Raw genomic sequence first — 16129 nt, forward strand, 5'->3', positions numbered from 1 at the left:
AATTTGGCAGGCCCTATAGACCTTGCCAAATTAAACTCGCACCAGACAATAACAGCAAGCTAAACGCTAGAAAACGCATGGTTCGACTGGATATCGGCAGAGGAAATTTCTTCGCAATAAGTGTCATTGCAACCACCACCGGAAAGCCCACCACGCACAACCACCAAGTGGCCATATCCACTTCTTGGGTTAAGCTCACGGATGTTACTCGCAGAGTAGCAGTACAGAAGAAAATGCCCAGCAAAGTCGCCCGTATTCTGCTTTGAGCATCGGGCTGGCGATACATCATGAAGGTGATTGGCGGGCCAAACGTAGCGAACATACCGCCCATTACACCGCCTATGACACCACTTAGTGCAAACGCACCCGTCGAAGACTCTTGTCGCTCATGATGCGCCTGTATCATCATAATCAAGCTGCTCACCACAATACACACACCTAGGCTGAACTTTAACCAACCTATGGCATTGTCCCCAAGATACTCCAACAGCCAAACCCCAACCACAATAGCCGGAAGGCAAGGTACAAGGAATCCGACAAACGCACGGCGGTTTATCTCTCGCCAATCACCGCCCCGTAAACCTAAGCCTGCATTAATGAGACTTAGTACACTTACCGCAAACGCTGTCACCTCAATAGGCGCTAAACCAAGGGCGGACACACTGCTCACAACGATTAGTCCGAAAGCAAACCCTGTGGTGGCTTGTATGTAGCTGCCAAGCGCGAAAAACAGCAGCAATAATAAACTAGAACCATCGATATCCATGCTGCCTCCTGTCAGGTAAAGGGCACAACTGTGCCCTGCATAACTTTGTGAGTGGCCTCATTTATGAGGCAAACCCAAACAGACGAGGCAGCGTCATGGTTAACGCTGGAATATAAGTAATCAACAAGATCACGAAGATATGTACCGCCAAGTAAGGCAGCATTTCGCGGCTAATGGTTTCTACTTTTTCACCACTGACACTGGAAGCAACAAAGAGCACCAAGCCCATGGGAGGCGTGGTTAAACCAATGGTAAGGTTGACACACATCACGATGGCGAAATGCAATGGATCAATACCGAACTGAGTCACGATAGGTCCTAGGATAGGCCCTAGAATCAAGATTGCTGGTCCCGCATCCAAGAACATACCCACCAGCAACAATAGGATGTTGATGATTAACAACAAAAGCAATGGATTCTCTGTCAATGTCACCATGAAAGAGGCAATCTTTTGCGGTGCCCCAGACAAGCTAATCACAGATGAGAACGCCACTGCACTGCCCACAAGAAATAGGATTACCGCAGAAGATTTAGCGGTAGCATAGAGCAAATCTGGTAACGAACTTACTGTCATGGTTTTAGAAAGCAAGCTGACTGCCAAAGCATACGCGGCGGCGACGGCGGCTGCTTCAGTCGGTGTAAACACTCCTGAGATAATACCGCCAAGTAAGATTACTGGCGTCAATAAAGGCCAAAATGCTTGCTTAACCGCTGTGCCACGTTCGCCCCATGTGGCTTTTTCCGAAGCAACTTTATAACCACGACGACGCGCCAAAAACCACGTCATCAGCATCAGACTACCACCGATCAGCACACCCGGAATTAACCCCGCTGCGAACAAGCCACCCACTGACACATTCATCACAAATGCGTACAAGATCATAATGCCGCTTGGCGGAATGATTGGCCCAATGACAGACGATGCCGCCGTGACGGCTGCGGCAAAACGCCGTGAATAGCCGTTTTTCTCCATTGCTGGAATCAGCATTTTACCCAGAGCCGAACAGTCAGCAACGGCCGAGCCACTTAAGCCCGCAAACAACATAGAAGATAAGATATTAATTTGTGCCAAGCCGCCACGTAAGTGACCAATAAAGGCCTGACTTACTTGCACCAAAGACAGGGTAATACCACTTCGGTTCATGACCTCACCGGCCAACATAAAGAAGGGTATTGCCATTAGTGGAAAGCTATCGATACCGTTATACAGTCGCTGCGTTAGCAGCAGGTAAAACATTTCTTTGCCTTCCAAAAACAAGCTCACCCCAGGGGCAAACAACAAGGCAAATGCCACTGGCATGCCCAAAAACATGACAGATAATAATATCCAGAAAAATGCGATGCCCATGCTCTTATCCCTCGCTCTGTATGGTGGAAGCTAACGGTGTACTTTTCGGAGCGCCGGTAACAAAATCAACCACAGCTTTTAAGAACAGCTCCACATACACCATCATCATGACGCCAAAACCCACTGGCATTGCCATATAAGACCAAGCCTTGGTAATCGGCAACGCCGTGGCCAACACTCGGTCACCCTTAATGGCAAAACCTAGGCTGCGATCAAAGGCGTAGTACAGCACTGCGCCCATCAAGACATACAAGATAAGTTCAAGGATAAGCGCGGGACGACGAGGCAGAGCACCAAGAATGATGTCCAACGCCGCATGTTGCTTCATACGAGACACCACTGGCAGGGTAAGAAAAGTCATCCACACCATCAAATAGCGCGCTAACTCTTCCGACCAAGGCAAGGAGTTATCCAGTACATAACGGCAAAACACCTGCACTAGGATCGACAGGGTCATCACGGCCACAGCCGTTATCGCAAGATACTTGAAGATAAATATTATCGAGGCGTTTAAGCGCCCCAGCCAAGTTATTATTGTTGTCAATAAAAGCATGGGGATACCTATTAATCCTTGTTCATTTGCGCCAAATGCGCCTTGCATTGATTCAGCATATTCGCCAAATCGTTCGCCATTGAAACAAAGCTAAAGCCAATTTCTAGCGCCCACTTTGCATCTTCCGGAGACGGCATTACCGTACCCACGGGAATACCCGCCGCATTACAAGCCGCTACGCACTTTTCGATTTTGGCGCGTACTTCGGGGTGATTCACCTGACCCGGCATACCCATGGTCATGGATAGATCACCAGGGCCAATAAAGACGGCACTAATACCTTCTAATTGACCAATTTCTACCGCCAACTCAAGTGCTTCAGGTGTTTCCAACTGAGGAATCAAACACATTTGCTCATTGGCCGCTTGCGGGTAATCTTCACGAGTGGTGTAACGCGCCGCACGATGCATTTTAGCGAAACCGCGCTTACCTAACGGTGGGTACATGCTGGCTTGAACCAGTGCTTTGGCTTCTTCTACGGATTCTACAAATGGAAAATAAAGCGTCATGCCGCCTTGATCCAACACCTGCTTAATAGCAATGGCATCATGACTCGGCATACGAATAACCGGCATCGTTGGTGTTTGCTCAATGGCGCGTAATATCGGCGTTGTGTCATGAATACTGGCAGGACTGTGCTCTAGATCCACAACGAGGTAATCATAATTTAAAAAAGCCATGACTTCGGCCACTGTCGCACTACCTGATAGCGTCCAGCCACCGACCATTTTTTGGCCATCGATCAAACGCTGTTTAAAAGGATTTATTGTTGTACTCATTTAAAAAATCTCCGGTTCATCGATGACAGCGTCACCTTGTAAAAAGTCAAAATCACAACCTGCGTTGGCTTGGGTTACATGGCTTGAGAACATGGCGCCATAACCACGGGCAAACTTAGGCGGTGGTGGCGTCCAAGCCGCTTTACGAGCGGCCATTTCTTCATCACTAATATCAAGATTAAGGATGCGTTGTTCGACATCTAGCTCAATCCAGTCACCGGTTTTAACGAAAGCCAAAGGCCCGCCAACATAGGATTCTGGCGCCACATGTAGGATACAAGTGCCATAGTGAGTGCCACTCATACGAGCATCGGAAATGCGCACCATGTCACGGACACCTTTTTGCAAAAGCTTTTTCGGGATAGGTAAACCGCCCCATTCAGGCATGCCCGGCCCACCAATTGGCCCCGCTTGTTTGAGAACCAAAACGGTGTTCTCATCCACGTCTAACGCTGGGTCATCAATTTGAGCATTCATTTCATGATGGTTTTCAAACACCAAGGCTTTGCCGCGATGCTTTAATAAATGAGGAGACGCTGCCGACGGTTTACACACCGCGCCATCAGGGCAAAGATTACCGGTGATCACACCAATCGTGCCTCGATCATTCACTGGGTTATCCAATGGACGAACCACGTCTTCATTGTAAATTTCCACACCCTCTAGATTTTCCCCTAGAGTGCGACCATTCACATTAAGTTGATCCAGATGCAGATGTTCTTTAAGACGAGTTAACAGTGCGGGTAGACCACCTGCGTAGAATAAATCTTCCATCAGGTATTCACCGGCCGGCATTAGGTTAGCAATGACTGGAACCTTGCGCGCCCAGCGATCGAAATCGGCCATTGGCAAATCAATGCCAGCGCGTCCTGCCATGGCAATTAGATGGATAATACCGTTGGTAGAACCACCCAGCGCCACATAGGTAACAATGGCGTTTTCAAAGGCTTCGCGAGTGGCGAGCTGCTTTGGCGTAAGATCTTCAAAGACCATTTTGGTAATACGCTCGCCTGCTAAAGAGCAGAGCCTTTGGTGAGCAGAATCTGCGGCTGGAATAGTGGCTGAGCCCGGTAAACAAAACCCAAGCACTTCCGCCATCGAGGTTAACGACGATGCGGTACCCATGGTGTTACAGGTGCCCACAGAACGGGTCATCTTAGCTTCGAGTTCCAGCCAATCTTCGTCGCTTAAATTACCGGCACGTTTTTCGTCCCAGAATTTTCGAGTATGTGTGCCCGTACCAATTTTTTGGCCTTTAAAGTTACCGTTTAAGCTGGCACCGGCGGGGATATAAATAGCGGGGATGTTCATACTGATCGCCCCCATTAGGAGGCCGGGGGTGGTTTTGTCACAGCCGCCCATCAAGATAGCGCCGTCAATTGGATGACTGCGCAGTAGCTCTTCGGTTTCCATGGCGAGAAAGTTGCGGTACATCATGGTGGTCGGCTTTACCATCACTTCCCCAAGCGACATGGCGGGCAGCTCTAATGGATAGCCCCCAGCGCGAATAATGCCTTCTTTGACAAATTGCGCTCGCTCTCTTAAATGCGTGTGACAAGTGCTGATGTCACTCCAAGTATTGATAATGCCAATAACCGGACGCCCCATAAAATCGCTACGTTTATAGCCGGTTTGCTGGGTTCGCTGACGGTGGGCAAAAGCTCGCATGTTATCAGGAGCAAACCATCGCTGACTGCGAAGATCTTCAATCTGTTTCGCCATGTAACTATCCTGTAATTTTAACCATTGTTATTGTTGTTTCATCAAGTTAACAAACGCTTCTTATTTACGGCTTCTTGAAACTTGTGTTATAAATCTTATATAAGACATAAGACAAGTCAAGAACTATCCTATAATTGCTTTTAAATTGCGCGATTAAAAAGCCTCTTTGAAACGTTAAAAAGGTAAGATTTCTTTTATAAATTAGAGACTTGATCATTGTTTTTACGATCGAAAGCCAATAAAAACACACTGGATCATTACTGAGGTACACCATGCTCGAACTATCAAATAGTGCACTGCTACAAACCAAATGCTTAATTAACGACGAATGGGTCAACGCTAAAAATGGAAAAACACTGGATGTCTTTAATCCTGCATCGGGTGAGCTCATTACCACTATTGCCAGTGTCGGGCCGGAAGAAACTCAAGATGCCATTGTTGCCGCTGAAGCCGCACAAAAGACTTGGAAGAAAAAAACCGCTAAAGAGCGTGCCGCACTATTACGTCGCTGGCACGATCTACTACTGGCCAACCAAGACGATTTAGCTAAGTTAATGACCGCTGAACAAGGCAAGCCTTTAGCTGAATCCCGCGGCGAAATCGGTTACGCGGCGTCCTTTATTGAATGGTTCGCAGAAGAAGGCAAGCGTATTTACGGCGATATGATTCCGACCTATGCTCCTGACCGCCGCATCATGGTATTGAAAGAGCCTGTAGGGGTTTGTGCTGCCATCACCCCGTGGAACTTCCCTGCGGCCATGATCACTCGTAAAGTCGGCCCTGCTTTGGCCTCTGGTTGTACCATTGTTATCAAGCCAGCGTCCGAAACGCCTTTAAGTGCATTGGCGATGGGCGTCTTGGCGCAAGAAGCAGGCATTCCGGCTGGTGTTATCAATATCGTCGTCGGCTCGGCTCGTGAAATTGCCAAGACCCTTACCGATTCACCAGTTGTCCGTAAGCTGACCTTCACAGGCTCAACACCGATTGGCAAGTTGCTAATGAAAGACTGTGCCGACACCATGAAAAAAGTCTCCCTTGAGCTTGGCGGCAACGCGCCTTTCGTGGTGTTTGATGATGCCAATGTTGATGATGCCGTAGAAGGTGCAATGATCTCGAAATACCGTAATGCTGGGCAAACGTGTGTCTGTGCTAACCGCATCTATGTGCAAGCAGGCGTGTACGATGCCTTTGTTGAAAAGTTCGCTGCAAAAGTCGCGGCCATGAAGATTGGCCACGGTACAGAGTCTGGCGTTGAGCAAGGCCCGCTGATTAATAGTTCGGCGGTCGATAAAGTTGACGAACATGTGCAAGACGCCATCCAAAAAGGCGGCACCTTGGTCACGGGCGGTAAACGTCACGAATTGGGGACGAACTTCTATCACCCAACTGTTATCGCTAACGCTAGCCAAGACATGCTGTTTGCCAAAGAAGAAACCTTTGGCCCGCTGGCACCAGTGTTCAAATTTGAAACAGAAGAAGATGTGATTGCGTTGGCAAACGACACAGAATATGGCCTAGCGTCTTACTTCTACTCTCGTGATATTGGCCGCATCTTCCGTGTTGCCGAAGCACTAGAGTCCGGACTAGTAGGCGTAAACGCCGGCGTGATCGCCACAGAAGTCGCACCTTTTGGTGGTTACAAAGAATCTGGATTGGGTCGTGAAGGTTCTAAATACGGTATCGACGACTATGTGAATACCAAATATGTTTGTTTGGCAGGCTTAGATAAGTAAGTCCCTTTCATCCCATTTTAGGTGCTTACGCGTTCCGTAAGCACCTTGTTTTCATTTGTCGACAGGAGAATCTAATGCCGGCATTAAGCAATGTTTACCCTTCATTAAAAGACAAAGTCATTTTCATCACAGGTGGCGGTTCTGGCATCGGTGAGTGCCTTGTTGAGAACTTTATCAAGCAAGGCGCGAAAGTCGCTTACATTGATATCGATGAAAGCGTCTCTTTGACCCTAAATAAAAGACTGGAAGACACTTATCAAGCTACGCCTTGGTTTAAACAAGTAGATGTGCGAGATATCGCTGAGTTACAAACCGCCATAGACGAAGCCGCAGAGCAACTGGGTGGCCTTGATGTGTTGGTTAATAACGCAGGTAAAGACGATCGCCATAATATGGAAGATGTTACCCCTGAATACTGGGATAACTGTTTGAACATCAACTTACGCCCTCACTTTTTTGGTATGCAAGCGGCAGTAAAGTGGATGAAAGAAGGCGCGAGTGTCATTAACATGGGCTCTATTGGTTGGATGCGTGGTCGCCATGAAATGGTCGGCTACACCACCTCAAAAGGCGCGATCCACACCTTAACCAAAACCATGGCTCGTGATCTTGGCCCTCGTGGCATTCGTGTGAATTCCGTCGTGCCCGGTGCTATCGTGACCGAACGTCAGAAAGCCCTTTGGTTGACCCCAGAGATTGATCAGCAATTCATTGATCTGCAATCATTAAAGTTTCGCATTCAACCCGAAGAAGTGGCGGCTATGACGCTATTCCTTGCGTCGAATGACAGCCGCGCTTGTGCAGGCCAGAACTTTATTGTTGATGGCGGTATCGTCTAGCATCACCAGCTTTAGCCTTTACACTCTAGGGATAAAGGCTAAAGCACTCTTAATATCCTGTCTATATTGTGCAAATCATGCGCAACCTCAAAAGCTTTTACGAATATGGGCTTTTATTTTCCCTTTACGCCCTAAACAATGCTGTAACGACAAACTAATGAGAGAATGTTATGAAAGCAGCAATAGAGATCAAATTCGTATCCGATATCATGTGCCCTTGGTGTGTGGTTGGGCTGCGCAACCTTGAGATCGCTCTCGCTAATCTGGATGAGAAGGTTAACAGCGAGATGACTTTCCAGCCTTTTGAATTGAACCCGCAAATGCCAGCAGAAGGACAAAACTTCGCTGAGCACATTGTTGAGAAATATGGCATCACGCCTGAGCAGTCCAGTGAAAACCGTAAGATGATTCAAGCCCGAGGCGCAGAAGTCGATTTTGAATTTAGCTTCAGCCCTGAAAGCCGTATGCGCAACTCCTTCGATGCTCATCGTTTATTGCACTGGGCAAACCTAGAAGGTAAGCAAGCGCCACTTAAAAACGCTTTGTTTAAAGCCCATTTCACCCATAATCAAGATGTGAGCGATCACCAAATCTTGGCCGACATTGCTGCAGATGTTGGGCTTAATCGCCAAACTGCCAAAGGGGTGCTAGAGAATGGTTATTACAGTGACGAAGTGCGCCAATTAGAAAAGTTTTGGCATGAAAACGGTATTAGCTCTGTACCAACGGTGATCATCAATAACAAGTATGCAATTTCTGGTGGCCAACCAGCGGAGCAGTTTCAACAAGCCCTAGAAGAGATTTTAGAGAAGGAAAAAGCTCAGGCTTAAGCTTTTCTTGTTCGATAAAAGGTAACACAAAAAAAGCAGTACCACTTTCATGGTACTGCTTTTTTTGTTGCTGGCTAATGTTTAGCCCAATAATGAGGTGACATAGTCTGCTATGTCTGGGTTCTGACAGTTTGCAAAGAAACACTCTTGGAAACGCTTACCTGTCACGGCAGTGCGCACCAATTCTTGGTCGATGGCTTTTAGCGTGTCTAGGTAGTTGTCTTTCATGGTCGCCGCTTTAATGTCATTCAAAAGATTGGCATTTTCCACCTGAGGCGCTTTACGCTCAACTGGGTAACCCTCACCACGTGGACCGGTAAAGGCTTTTTCAAACATGTAACGGGCATTAAGTTCTGCCGCCCAACCAAAGCCTTTGGCGAAAGCTAGAGCAATGGCATTACCATTGTTGATTTGGTTGAACAAAAAAGCATCCGAAGGCTCTAAACAATAGCCACACACGACTCCAGGATGGGCGTTTAGAGACATCATCGCCCCTTGACCAGTACCACAACCCGCAACCACAAAATCTACGGCTTTGGCATTTAGCAGTAAGCTGGCCATAATGCCCAGATGTATATAGGTTAAGTGATGGTCTTTTTCATCACTCATGCCAACGTTATATACTTGGTGGTCTAATGGCTTAGCCACGTCGGTGAGTTGTTCTAAAATGATGGCATTTTTCGCCGCTTGGCTATTCTCCATCATCAATGCAATTTTCATGTTTTTCTCCAAGGGCTAATCAAGATCAGCCACCTCATTATTGTTATTTTTACGGGTCTTATCGCCTGTTAAGGCTTAGTAACCGTCTTTACCTGGAGCTTGGTTTACAAAATCTTCGCGCATTGGCGCGAATGTATCTAGCAAAACACCTTTTTTCAGGCAAACACAGCCGTGCATTACGTTAGGTACTTTATACAAGGCATCGCCAGCTTTCACGATTTTTGTTTCTTCGCCTATGGTAAATTCGAACTCACCAGACAATACATAAGTAATTTGTTCATGAGGGTGGTTATGCATCGCACCAATCGCACCTTCTTCGAAGTAAACTTCGACACTCATCACATTGTCACTGTATGCCATGATCTTACGAGAAACGCCTGCACCCAAATCTTCTAATTTTACATCGCTGTTATATACAAACATGCTGCCCTCTTTATTTGTATGATGATTAACAAAGCGTCATATTGCCGCAAATAAATATCAGTTTCAATTGTTTCCGACATATTGAGGCTTACAGAAGAAGCTTCATAAGCGCTTTTTTCGCCTCTCACAAAAAGCCATGCAGGGTAGATTGTGAGATATAAACAAATAACCCTGTAGATAAGCCTTGAGATTATCCACATAAATTACCTTTGGCGAAAAAAGCGCTGCCTAACTTGTGCTGTGGATAATTCAAACTTGCGGGTTTGGGGCCGAAAAGTGCGAGTAAATACCAACCCTTACATAGGCGTTAAGAGCAAGGTGATGGGACGAATTGATGGGCGTATATTGAGCAAGCACTAGAAAAATCATTTCCAAGAGATCAGCGCGATGATTAGAGTGTGAGCTAGCTTGTGGAGAATGGAGCCACACCAGAAGCCTAGCTCTTCGGTTGGAATCTAACCCTGCTTAACAAGGTTATTTAGCCAATCAGCTGGAAAAACATCTCTAAAAGAGCGTTTCCTGTAGGGCATAGTACAAGTTGAACGTGACAGATTTTGGACAATGCCATGACGTTTTTGTGTCAATCGTAAGGCAAAATAATGCTTGAGCGTCACTCAACTGTCATCTTCACTCAATATATTGTTACCTATGAACACTCATAATTGTAATTGTTTGTTTTGTGTGCAATATTTTTAACACCGTCACAATGACAGGAAAATCCCTATTATGAAAATGAAAGATTTACTGGATAGTATTGAGCCGGAAAAAAAGGTGAAGAAAAAGAAAAAGCTCAAGAAAGAAGCCGCCAAGAAAAAGAAACCAGCCAAAGAAAGCCCAAAGAAAAAAGCCCCTGTGGAAGTTAAAAAGCTTAAAGAAACGAAGCCTTCCGCCCCTAAGCAACGGCCAGAAAGTGTTGAAGTAGAAGCTCGTTCGCCAGAAGCGACAAAGGCGCCGCCCCCTGAAACTGTAAGCGCACAAACTAGTACCGCGGACATTAGCCGTAATCGCGTTTCCAAAAATCTACAGATACCATCAGCAACAGAGCAACGACTCGCCATTAATACCATTGTTAAGCAATTGATATTAGGAGAAATGACTCAAGGCTTTGCGCTTCGAGAACTACGCGTGAAAGTATTGGGCATTCGCCAAGAAAGTTTTGCGAATCAAGTAGGCGTGTCTCGAAAAACCTTGTCTGAAATTGAAAATAATAAGGGTAACTACACCTCAGAAATTATTAACAAGGTGTTTCAACCCTTTGAATTGCAAGTTGGCCTGGTTCCAACGTCTAGCATGGCGTTAGTGGCCATGTTTAAAAGCTAATGCGCGTTAGCTTACAAGGCTACCTACTTGTTTCCCCTGAAGACTTAGCAGCCGTTCGTCAGGCTCTGCCACTGCACATATCTCTTACCCGCCAAGAGGTGGTTTGTGTTCTGTTTCAGGTGACTGAAAGCCACCAACAAACAGGTCGCTTTGATGTCCATGAAGAATTTGTCGATCGCCCTTCTTTTGAAGCCCACCAAGCTCGTGTGAAGAACTCCGACTGGGGAGCAATCAGTCGTCATGCTGAGCGTTTCTATCAAATAACAGAAGATTGTCTTTCGCGCTCGTCAGCCATCCGTTAGAGAGTAAATTCCCCTTCACGATAAAAGATTCACCGACAAATAGGAGGACATTCAATCTGTGCCTGCCAAGATGAAAACTCTCCGCTTCCTCTAACTTGTTAGCACTCTGGCCCTTACGTATAGTCGACCCTCTTCATGAGAGTAATACATTTATCGTCATAGAATAGATGATAACTACACTCAAATGTTATACTATAACAAAATATAATTTACCGGCTAATATTGATGACATCGGCAATACCTAACTCACTCAACAAGAATACTGTGCCCAACAGCTTTGCTCATTGCCAAGCTGCGTCACTCCAATTGGAGTCGCTTGCTTGGTCACCCTACCGGCATAAAGCTTTGCTAGCGCCGATTAGTATTAAAATCAATGCGGGGGAATTTATCGCGGTAGTAGGCCCGAATGGCTCAGGTAAAACCAGTCTGTTGCGCTGCCTCTATCGTGTTAATAAACCCTCATCTGGCCGTGTGCTGCTCGATGGTGTCGATATTTGGTCACTGTCTCCTCGCCAATGTGCCCAACGCGTTGCCACCGTATTACAAGACGCAGGTGGGGAGTTTGGCTTGAGTGTTTTTGAGATGGTTGAGATTGGTCTTACACCAAAGTCCCATCGTTGGGGGCGCTCAAACGAAGATGTGGCCGCTATTGAAAACGCCTTAGAGCTACTGGATGTGACGCATTTGGCGCAGCGCCCTTTTAATGCTTTATCTGGTGGCGAGCGCCAACGGGTAATGATTGCCCGAGCCATAGTACAAGGCCCAGACCTACTTATTCTAGATGAGCCCACTAACCACCTTGATATTCGGCACCAACTAGAGGTACTGGAGCTTTTAGCCAGTTTACCCTGTACCGTGATTGTCTCTTTACATGATTTATCCCTTGCCGCTCACGCAGATCAAGTTTTGGTGATGAAGTCAGGGAAGATGCAAGATTACTCGCCACCGCAAGAAGCCTTTAAAGCACAGCAGATTAAACATGTTTTTGGGGTAAACACCGTCATTGACAAACACCCGGTGACACAACGACCACGATTTTCTTTTTACCTTGAGAACCCTGAGGACTGACCATGACAATTGCTAATCTATTACCAATGAATGCACTGCTAATCACGCCTGCTTTATTACTGAGCTCTCTTGCCGCTCATGCCCAAAATGATGGTCATTACCCAATCGAGGTACAAAGCTGCAATAGAGTAGTTAGTTTTCAACAAGCCCCTCAGGCTGCGGTGTCAAATGATGTGAACCTAACCGAGATGATGCTCGCCCTGGGCTTAGAGCAACACATGGTTGGCTACACAGGTATCTCTGGCTGGAAGACGCTTTCCCCTGAGCTAAGAGATGGGGTGGCCGAGTTGCCTGAGCTGTCCCCTAAATACCCAAGCAAAGAAGTACTGTTAGGAGCAGACGCGGACTTTTACTTTGCCGGTTGGAATTACGGTATGCGTGTTGGTGGTGGCGTCACCCCGGACACACTCAAGCCTCTAGGTATCAAGGTATATGAGCTGAGTGAAAGCTGTGTTCATATTATGGATAAGCCCAAAGTCTCCATGGATGATTTATACATCGACTTACTCAACTTGGGTCGCATTTTTAACGTTGAATACAAAGCTCAAGCACTGGTGAAGGGTTACCAGCAGTCGTTAGAGCAGTTCCAGCAAACACTGGCACCTCTTTTTGAACCCGTAAAAGTATTTGTCTATGACTCTGGAGAGGAACAGCCTTTCACAGCCGGTCGCTTCGGCATGCCAACGGCGCTTATTGAAGCGGCAGGCGGGATCAACATTGTAGATGATGTCGCTAAAAGCTGGACACAAATCGGTTGGGAATCTGTAATTGATCGTAATCCTGAAGTCATCGTCATTGTGAACTATGGTGATGTGACCGCTCAACAAAAAATAGACTTCTTGCTGAGCAATCCAGCGTTTAGTGACATCCCTGCGATTAAAAACCAACGCTTTGTTGTGCTTGAGTATGTAGCCGCTACCCCTGGGCCTCGCAATATCGACGCTATTAAAACCTTAGCCGAGGCATTTAGAACGGCCCTATGATTCTTAAACAAACACATACCCCATCGCTGGCTAAGCTGCCGATGACTTGGCTGCTCACCAGCCTAGCTATTCTATTGGTCGTTAGTATGGGAATTGCGGTGGGTGTAGGTTCAGTCGCCATTGACCAAGCAACGGTTTGGGGTGTCATTGCTCATAAACTTTCCTTGAGCAGTAGCCTGCCGGACTGGTCTATGGGTCGCGAAAATATTATTTGGGCTGTACGCTTACCCAGAGTGATTTTAGCTGCCATCGTCGGTGCTGCGTTAGCCATGGTGGGTGGCGCACTGCAATCTGTTACGCGTAACCCTTTGGCAGACCCGCACTTATTAGGCGTGTCTTCTGGAGCGGCACTAGGAGCGATTATCGCGTTACTCCATACCGGTATGATTTTAGGGGTTGCGACCGTGCCTGTGTTTGCTTTTATCGGTGCATTAGTGGCTATTTTTTGTGTGCTATTAGTCGCAAACTTTTCCGTGGCACACAGTGCTGGCCGTCTCATTTTGGCAGGGGTTGCCATTGCCTTCATTCTCACGGCGTTAGGAAACTTGTTTATTTTTATGGGCGACCATAGGGCATCTCATACCGTTATCTTTTGGATGTTGGGAGGCTTAGGTCTAGCCCAGTGGGATCAACTTTGGTTTCCGTGTTTGGCGCTTCTATTAGGGGCAAGCTATCTTATCTACAAAGCACGTTTTCTTAATGCCATGACCTTGGGAGATGAGACCGCCAGCACCCTAGGCGTACCTGTCACACGTTTTCGCCTCATGGTGATTGTGGTGTGCGCTTTACTCACTGGTGCTGCCGTAGCTTTTTCTGGCGTGATTGGTTTTGTGGGGCTCATGGTACCCCATATTACGCGTTTACTGGTCGGTGGGGATTATCGAAAGTTACTGCCTCTCTCTGGGTTATTAGGGGCACTCTTTCTTGTCATTGCAGACATTGTCGCCAGAGTCATTATCCCTCCACAAGACATGCCTATCGGTATCTTAACTGGGTTGGTGGGCGGTATTGCCTTCGTCTTCTTGATGCGTCAAAAACGCCACGTATCGTTTTAGCACTGCACCTTTAACCCATATACGAATGAATAGAGAAGTAGTAGCCTCATCGGGCAATGATGGTGATGACAGTAAGAATCTAAATTAGGAAGTAATTAAGAGGAAACTCGTTGAGTAAGGGCGAAAAAAGTCAGCCCTTACTCTGCATTTTCATAGGCCAGTTTATATTTCAGAACATCGTGAGCAGACATAGCTTTATTATGATACCAACCCTGATGTAGCACCACACCCATTTCTGTTAAGTGCTCAACATTCTCTTCACTTTCTACCCCTTCTGCAATACAAGCTATATTCAGCTCTTGAGCAAGCGTTTGAATTGACTTCATGATTGCATTATTTTTTAGGTTGTCGCCCATAAAAATTTTATCTGTTTTAATGATTTCAAAATCAAATTCAGAAATATAAGATAAACCCGAATATTCCATACCAAAATCATCTATTGCAAAGCGACAACCAGCAGTGCGAAGTAACTCCATGTTTTGTTTGATTTTATCCTTATGCCTCATAAGATTTTCATCTTCTGTAATTTCTAGAATAAGACTGTTGCGCATCGCTTCACTTAATTCAGAAATTTTACGTATAAAGTCTTCACTCTCTATATGCTTACTTGATACGTTAATTTGAAAATCATTCTCTCGTATAAAGTGTTCGGTAAAGCTCGTCTCAACCTCGGCAATTTGGAACAAAGTATGCTCGATGTATAAGTCAAAGTCTTTGATAATTTTAGCAATTTCACCGGCATCTTGAGTGCTTTTACTTCTCAGAAAGACTTCTATAGAAAACAACTTTTTGGTCTCTATATTCACAATTGGCTGGTAGACATTATAGAAATAGTTTCTATTTATTTTTCTCTTAAGGTCTTTTAATTCAAACCAACGTACTAGTTTAGGAGTTAGTAAAAACAAACAAATAATGAAGAACAATATGATTGTCGGAATAACATAGTAATTTATTTCTTGGTCATTACGTTTTGGAAGAGAAATATAAGATAAGTTCTTAATATGATCTGACTTTTTATAAAAAGTGCTAGCAGGATGTACTGAGTTAAAAATAGAAAGTGTTAACAATGATTCTTCAGGCAATAACTCTTCTATCGTACTTCTTTTAATAACCAAGTTATATTCTTGCGGACCAACTGTCTTCTTTATAATAAAAACAGGCTCTGACAATGACTTAATATCGAATGGCCCTATTATTACAAAGCCTTCAAATGGCAGAGGTCTGCCTACTTTCAGAACGACCTTATTTCCCCATGAGTCACAAGTGATAATCGCATGATCGCCTTTGTTGTCCACTATACCGAACTCGATACCGCCTGGGATGGTGAATAGCTCTTGGCGCATGGAATAAATGAAGTCTTGAGGGCATGACTCACTATAACTTTTTGATAGTTTAGTTATCATTTCAGTAATATCGCCAAAATAGCTTTCGGCAACAGCAAAGGCAGATTGTCTTTGAGTTTGAATCCTAGTTTCTTCGGTGTTTTCGTGCCACCTTTTCTCTGCAGAATAAAGAAAAACAGAAAAAGCAGCCACAAGGAAAACATTAAAGAACACTAAGAAAAATAATCTTTCCTTTTTGAACATGAAAACTATCCGACAGGCGTCATAAAAGTATGGGTCATTATATATTTTAAAGCATCTTAAGTGAACATTAATTAAATTCTGGTTAATCGCTTAAAAATAGCC

At 45.6% G+C, this 16129-nt stretch carries 16 protein-coding genes; 8 read left to right on the forward strand and 8 right to left on the reverse strand.

The features are described 5' to 3' along the window. Window positions 1-13: 13 nt before the first annotated feature. The 5 genes from ABJF92_RS03085 to araD form a co-directional block, all read right to left on the reverse strand. Window positions 14-766 carry a TSUP family transporter gene (locus ABJF92_RS03085; RefSeq protein WP_446814381.1) on the reverse strand — a complete coding sequence of 251 codons (753 nt, stop codon included), beginning with the start codon at window positions 764-766 and terminating at the stop codon, window positions 14-16. Window positions 767-827: 61 nt separating this feature from the next. Then, the gene (locus ABJF92_RS03090) at window positions 828-2114 is read right to left on the reverse strand and encodes a TRAP transporter large permease (RefSeq protein ID WP_446814382.1); all 1287 of its coding nucleotides are present in this window, start codon (window positions 2112-2114) and stop codon (window positions 828-830) included. Between the two features lie 4 nt (window positions 2115-2118). After that, window positions 2119-2667 carry a TRAP transporter small permease gene (locus ABJF92_RS03095; RefSeq protein WP_446814383.1) on the reverse strand — a complete coding sequence of 183 codons (549 nt, stop codon included), beginning with the start codon at window positions 2665-2667 and terminating at the stop codon, window positions 2119-2121. 11 nt (window positions 2668-2678) lie between these two features. Further along, window positions 2679-3446: an HpcH/HpaI aldolase family protein gene (locus ABJF92_RS03100; RefSeq protein ID WP_446814384.1), complete on the reverse strand. Its 768-nt coding sequence runs from the start codon at window positions 3444-3446 to the stop codon at window positions 2679-2681. Further along, on the reverse strand, window positions 3447-5168 hold the full coding sequence (gene araD / locus ABJF92_RS03105) for an L-arabinonate dehydratase (RefSeq protein WP_446814385.1): 1722 nt from the start codon (window positions 5166-5168) through the stop codon (window positions 3447-3449). It lies immediately after the preceding gene. 272 nt (window positions 5169-5440) lie between these two features. Between araD and ABJF92_RS03110 the strand changes: the two genes are divergently transcribed. From ABJF92_RS03110 to ABJF92_RS03120, 3 genes are all read left to right on the forward strand, one after another. Then, entirely contained in the window at window positions 5441-6901 is a 1461-nt protein-coding gene (locus ABJF92_RS03110; RefSeq protein ID WP_446814386.1) for an NAD-dependent succinate-semialdehyde dehydrogenase, read from the forward strand. A 74-nt stretch (window positions 6902-6975) separates the two neighbouring features. Continuing rightward, window positions 6976-7740 carry an SDR family NAD(P)-dependent oxidoreductase gene (locus ABJF92_RS03115; protein ID WP_446814387.1) on the forward strand — a complete coding sequence of 255 codons (765 nt, stop codon included), beginning with the start codon at window positions 6976-6978 and terminating at the stop codon, window positions 7738-7740. A gap of 170 nt (window positions 7741-7910) precedes the next feature. Continuing rightward, window positions 7911-8570 carry a DsbA family oxidoreductase gene (locus tag ABJF92_RS03120; RefSeq protein ID WP_446814388.1) on the forward strand — a complete coding sequence of 220 codons (660 nt, stop codon included), beginning with the start codon at window positions 7911-7913 and terminating at the stop codon, window positions 8568-8570. 81 nt (window positions 8571-8651) lie between these two features. On the opposite strand, the gene ABJF92_RS03125 is transcribed toward ABJF92_RS03120, so the two are convergent. Together ABJF92_RS03125 and ABJF92_RS03130 are read right to left on the reverse strand one after the other, a co-directional pair. Then, entirely contained in the window at window positions 8652-9290 is a 639-nt protein-coding gene (locus tag ABJF92_RS03125) for an RpiB/LacA/LacB family sugar-phosphate isomerase (RefSeq protein WP_445976609.1), read from the reverse strand. Window positions 9291-9365: 75 nt separating this feature from the next. Then, entirely contained in the window at window positions 9366-9713 is a 348-nt protein-coding gene (locus ABJF92_RS03130; protein WP_445976608.1) for a cupin domain-containing protein, read from the reverse strand. Window positions 9714-10439: 726 nt separating this feature from the next. Between ABJF92_RS03130 and ABJF92_RS03135 the strand changes: the two genes are divergently transcribed. The 5 genes from ABJF92_RS03135 to ABJF92_RS03155 all read left to right on the forward strand — a co-directional run bounded on the left by ABJF92_RS03135 (window position 10440) and on the right by ABJF92_RS03155 (window position 14441). Further along, window positions 10440-11033 carry a helix-turn-helix transcriptional regulator gene (locus tag ABJF92_RS03135; protein WP_446814389.1) on the forward strand — a complete coding sequence of 198 codons (594 nt, stop codon included), beginning with the start codon at window positions 10440-10442 and terminating at the stop codon, window positions 11031-11033. Further along, on the forward strand, window positions 11033-11335 hold the full coding sequence (locus ABJF92_RS03140) for a putative quinol monooxygenase (protein WP_446814390.1): 303 nt from the start codon (window positions 11033-11035) through the stop codon (window positions 11333-11335). Before ABJF92_RS03135 ends, ABJF92_RS03140 begins: the two co-directional genes overlap by 1 nt. Window positions 11336-11560: 225 nt before the next feature. After that, entirely contained in the window at window positions 11561-12403 is an 843-nt protein-coding gene (locus ABJF92_RS03145) for an ABC transporter ATP-binding protein (RefSeq protein ID WP_446814391.1), read from the forward strand. Between the two features lie 2 nt (window positions 12404-12405). Then, a complete protein-coding gene (locus ABJF92_RS03150) occupies window positions 12406-13386 on the forward strand; it encodes an ABC transporter substrate-binding protein (protein ID WP_446814392.1) in 981 nt (326 codons plus the stop codon). Then, entirely contained in the window at window positions 13383-14441 is a 1059-nt protein-coding gene (locus ABJF92_RS03155) for a FecCD family ABC transporter permease (protein WP_446814393.1), read from the forward strand. Before ABJF92_RS03150 ends, ABJF92_RS03155 begins: the two co-directional genes overlap by 4 nt. Before the next feature lie 137 nt (window positions 14442-14578). Here ABJF92_RS03155 and ABJF92_RS03160 read toward each other — a convergent pair whose 3' ends face one another. Continuing rightward, window positions 14579-16027, reverse strand: a complete 1449-nt coding sequence (locus ABJF92_RS03160; protein WP_446814394.1) for an EAL domain-containing protein — start codon at window positions 16025-16027, stop codon at window positions 14579-14581. Between the last annotated feature and the right edge of the window lie 102 nt (window positions 16028-16129).

The organism is Marinomonas sp., from assembly GCF_039940335.1.
Lineage (GTDB): Bacteria > Pseudomonadota > Gammaproteobacteria > Pseudomonadales > Marinomonadaceae > Marinomonas.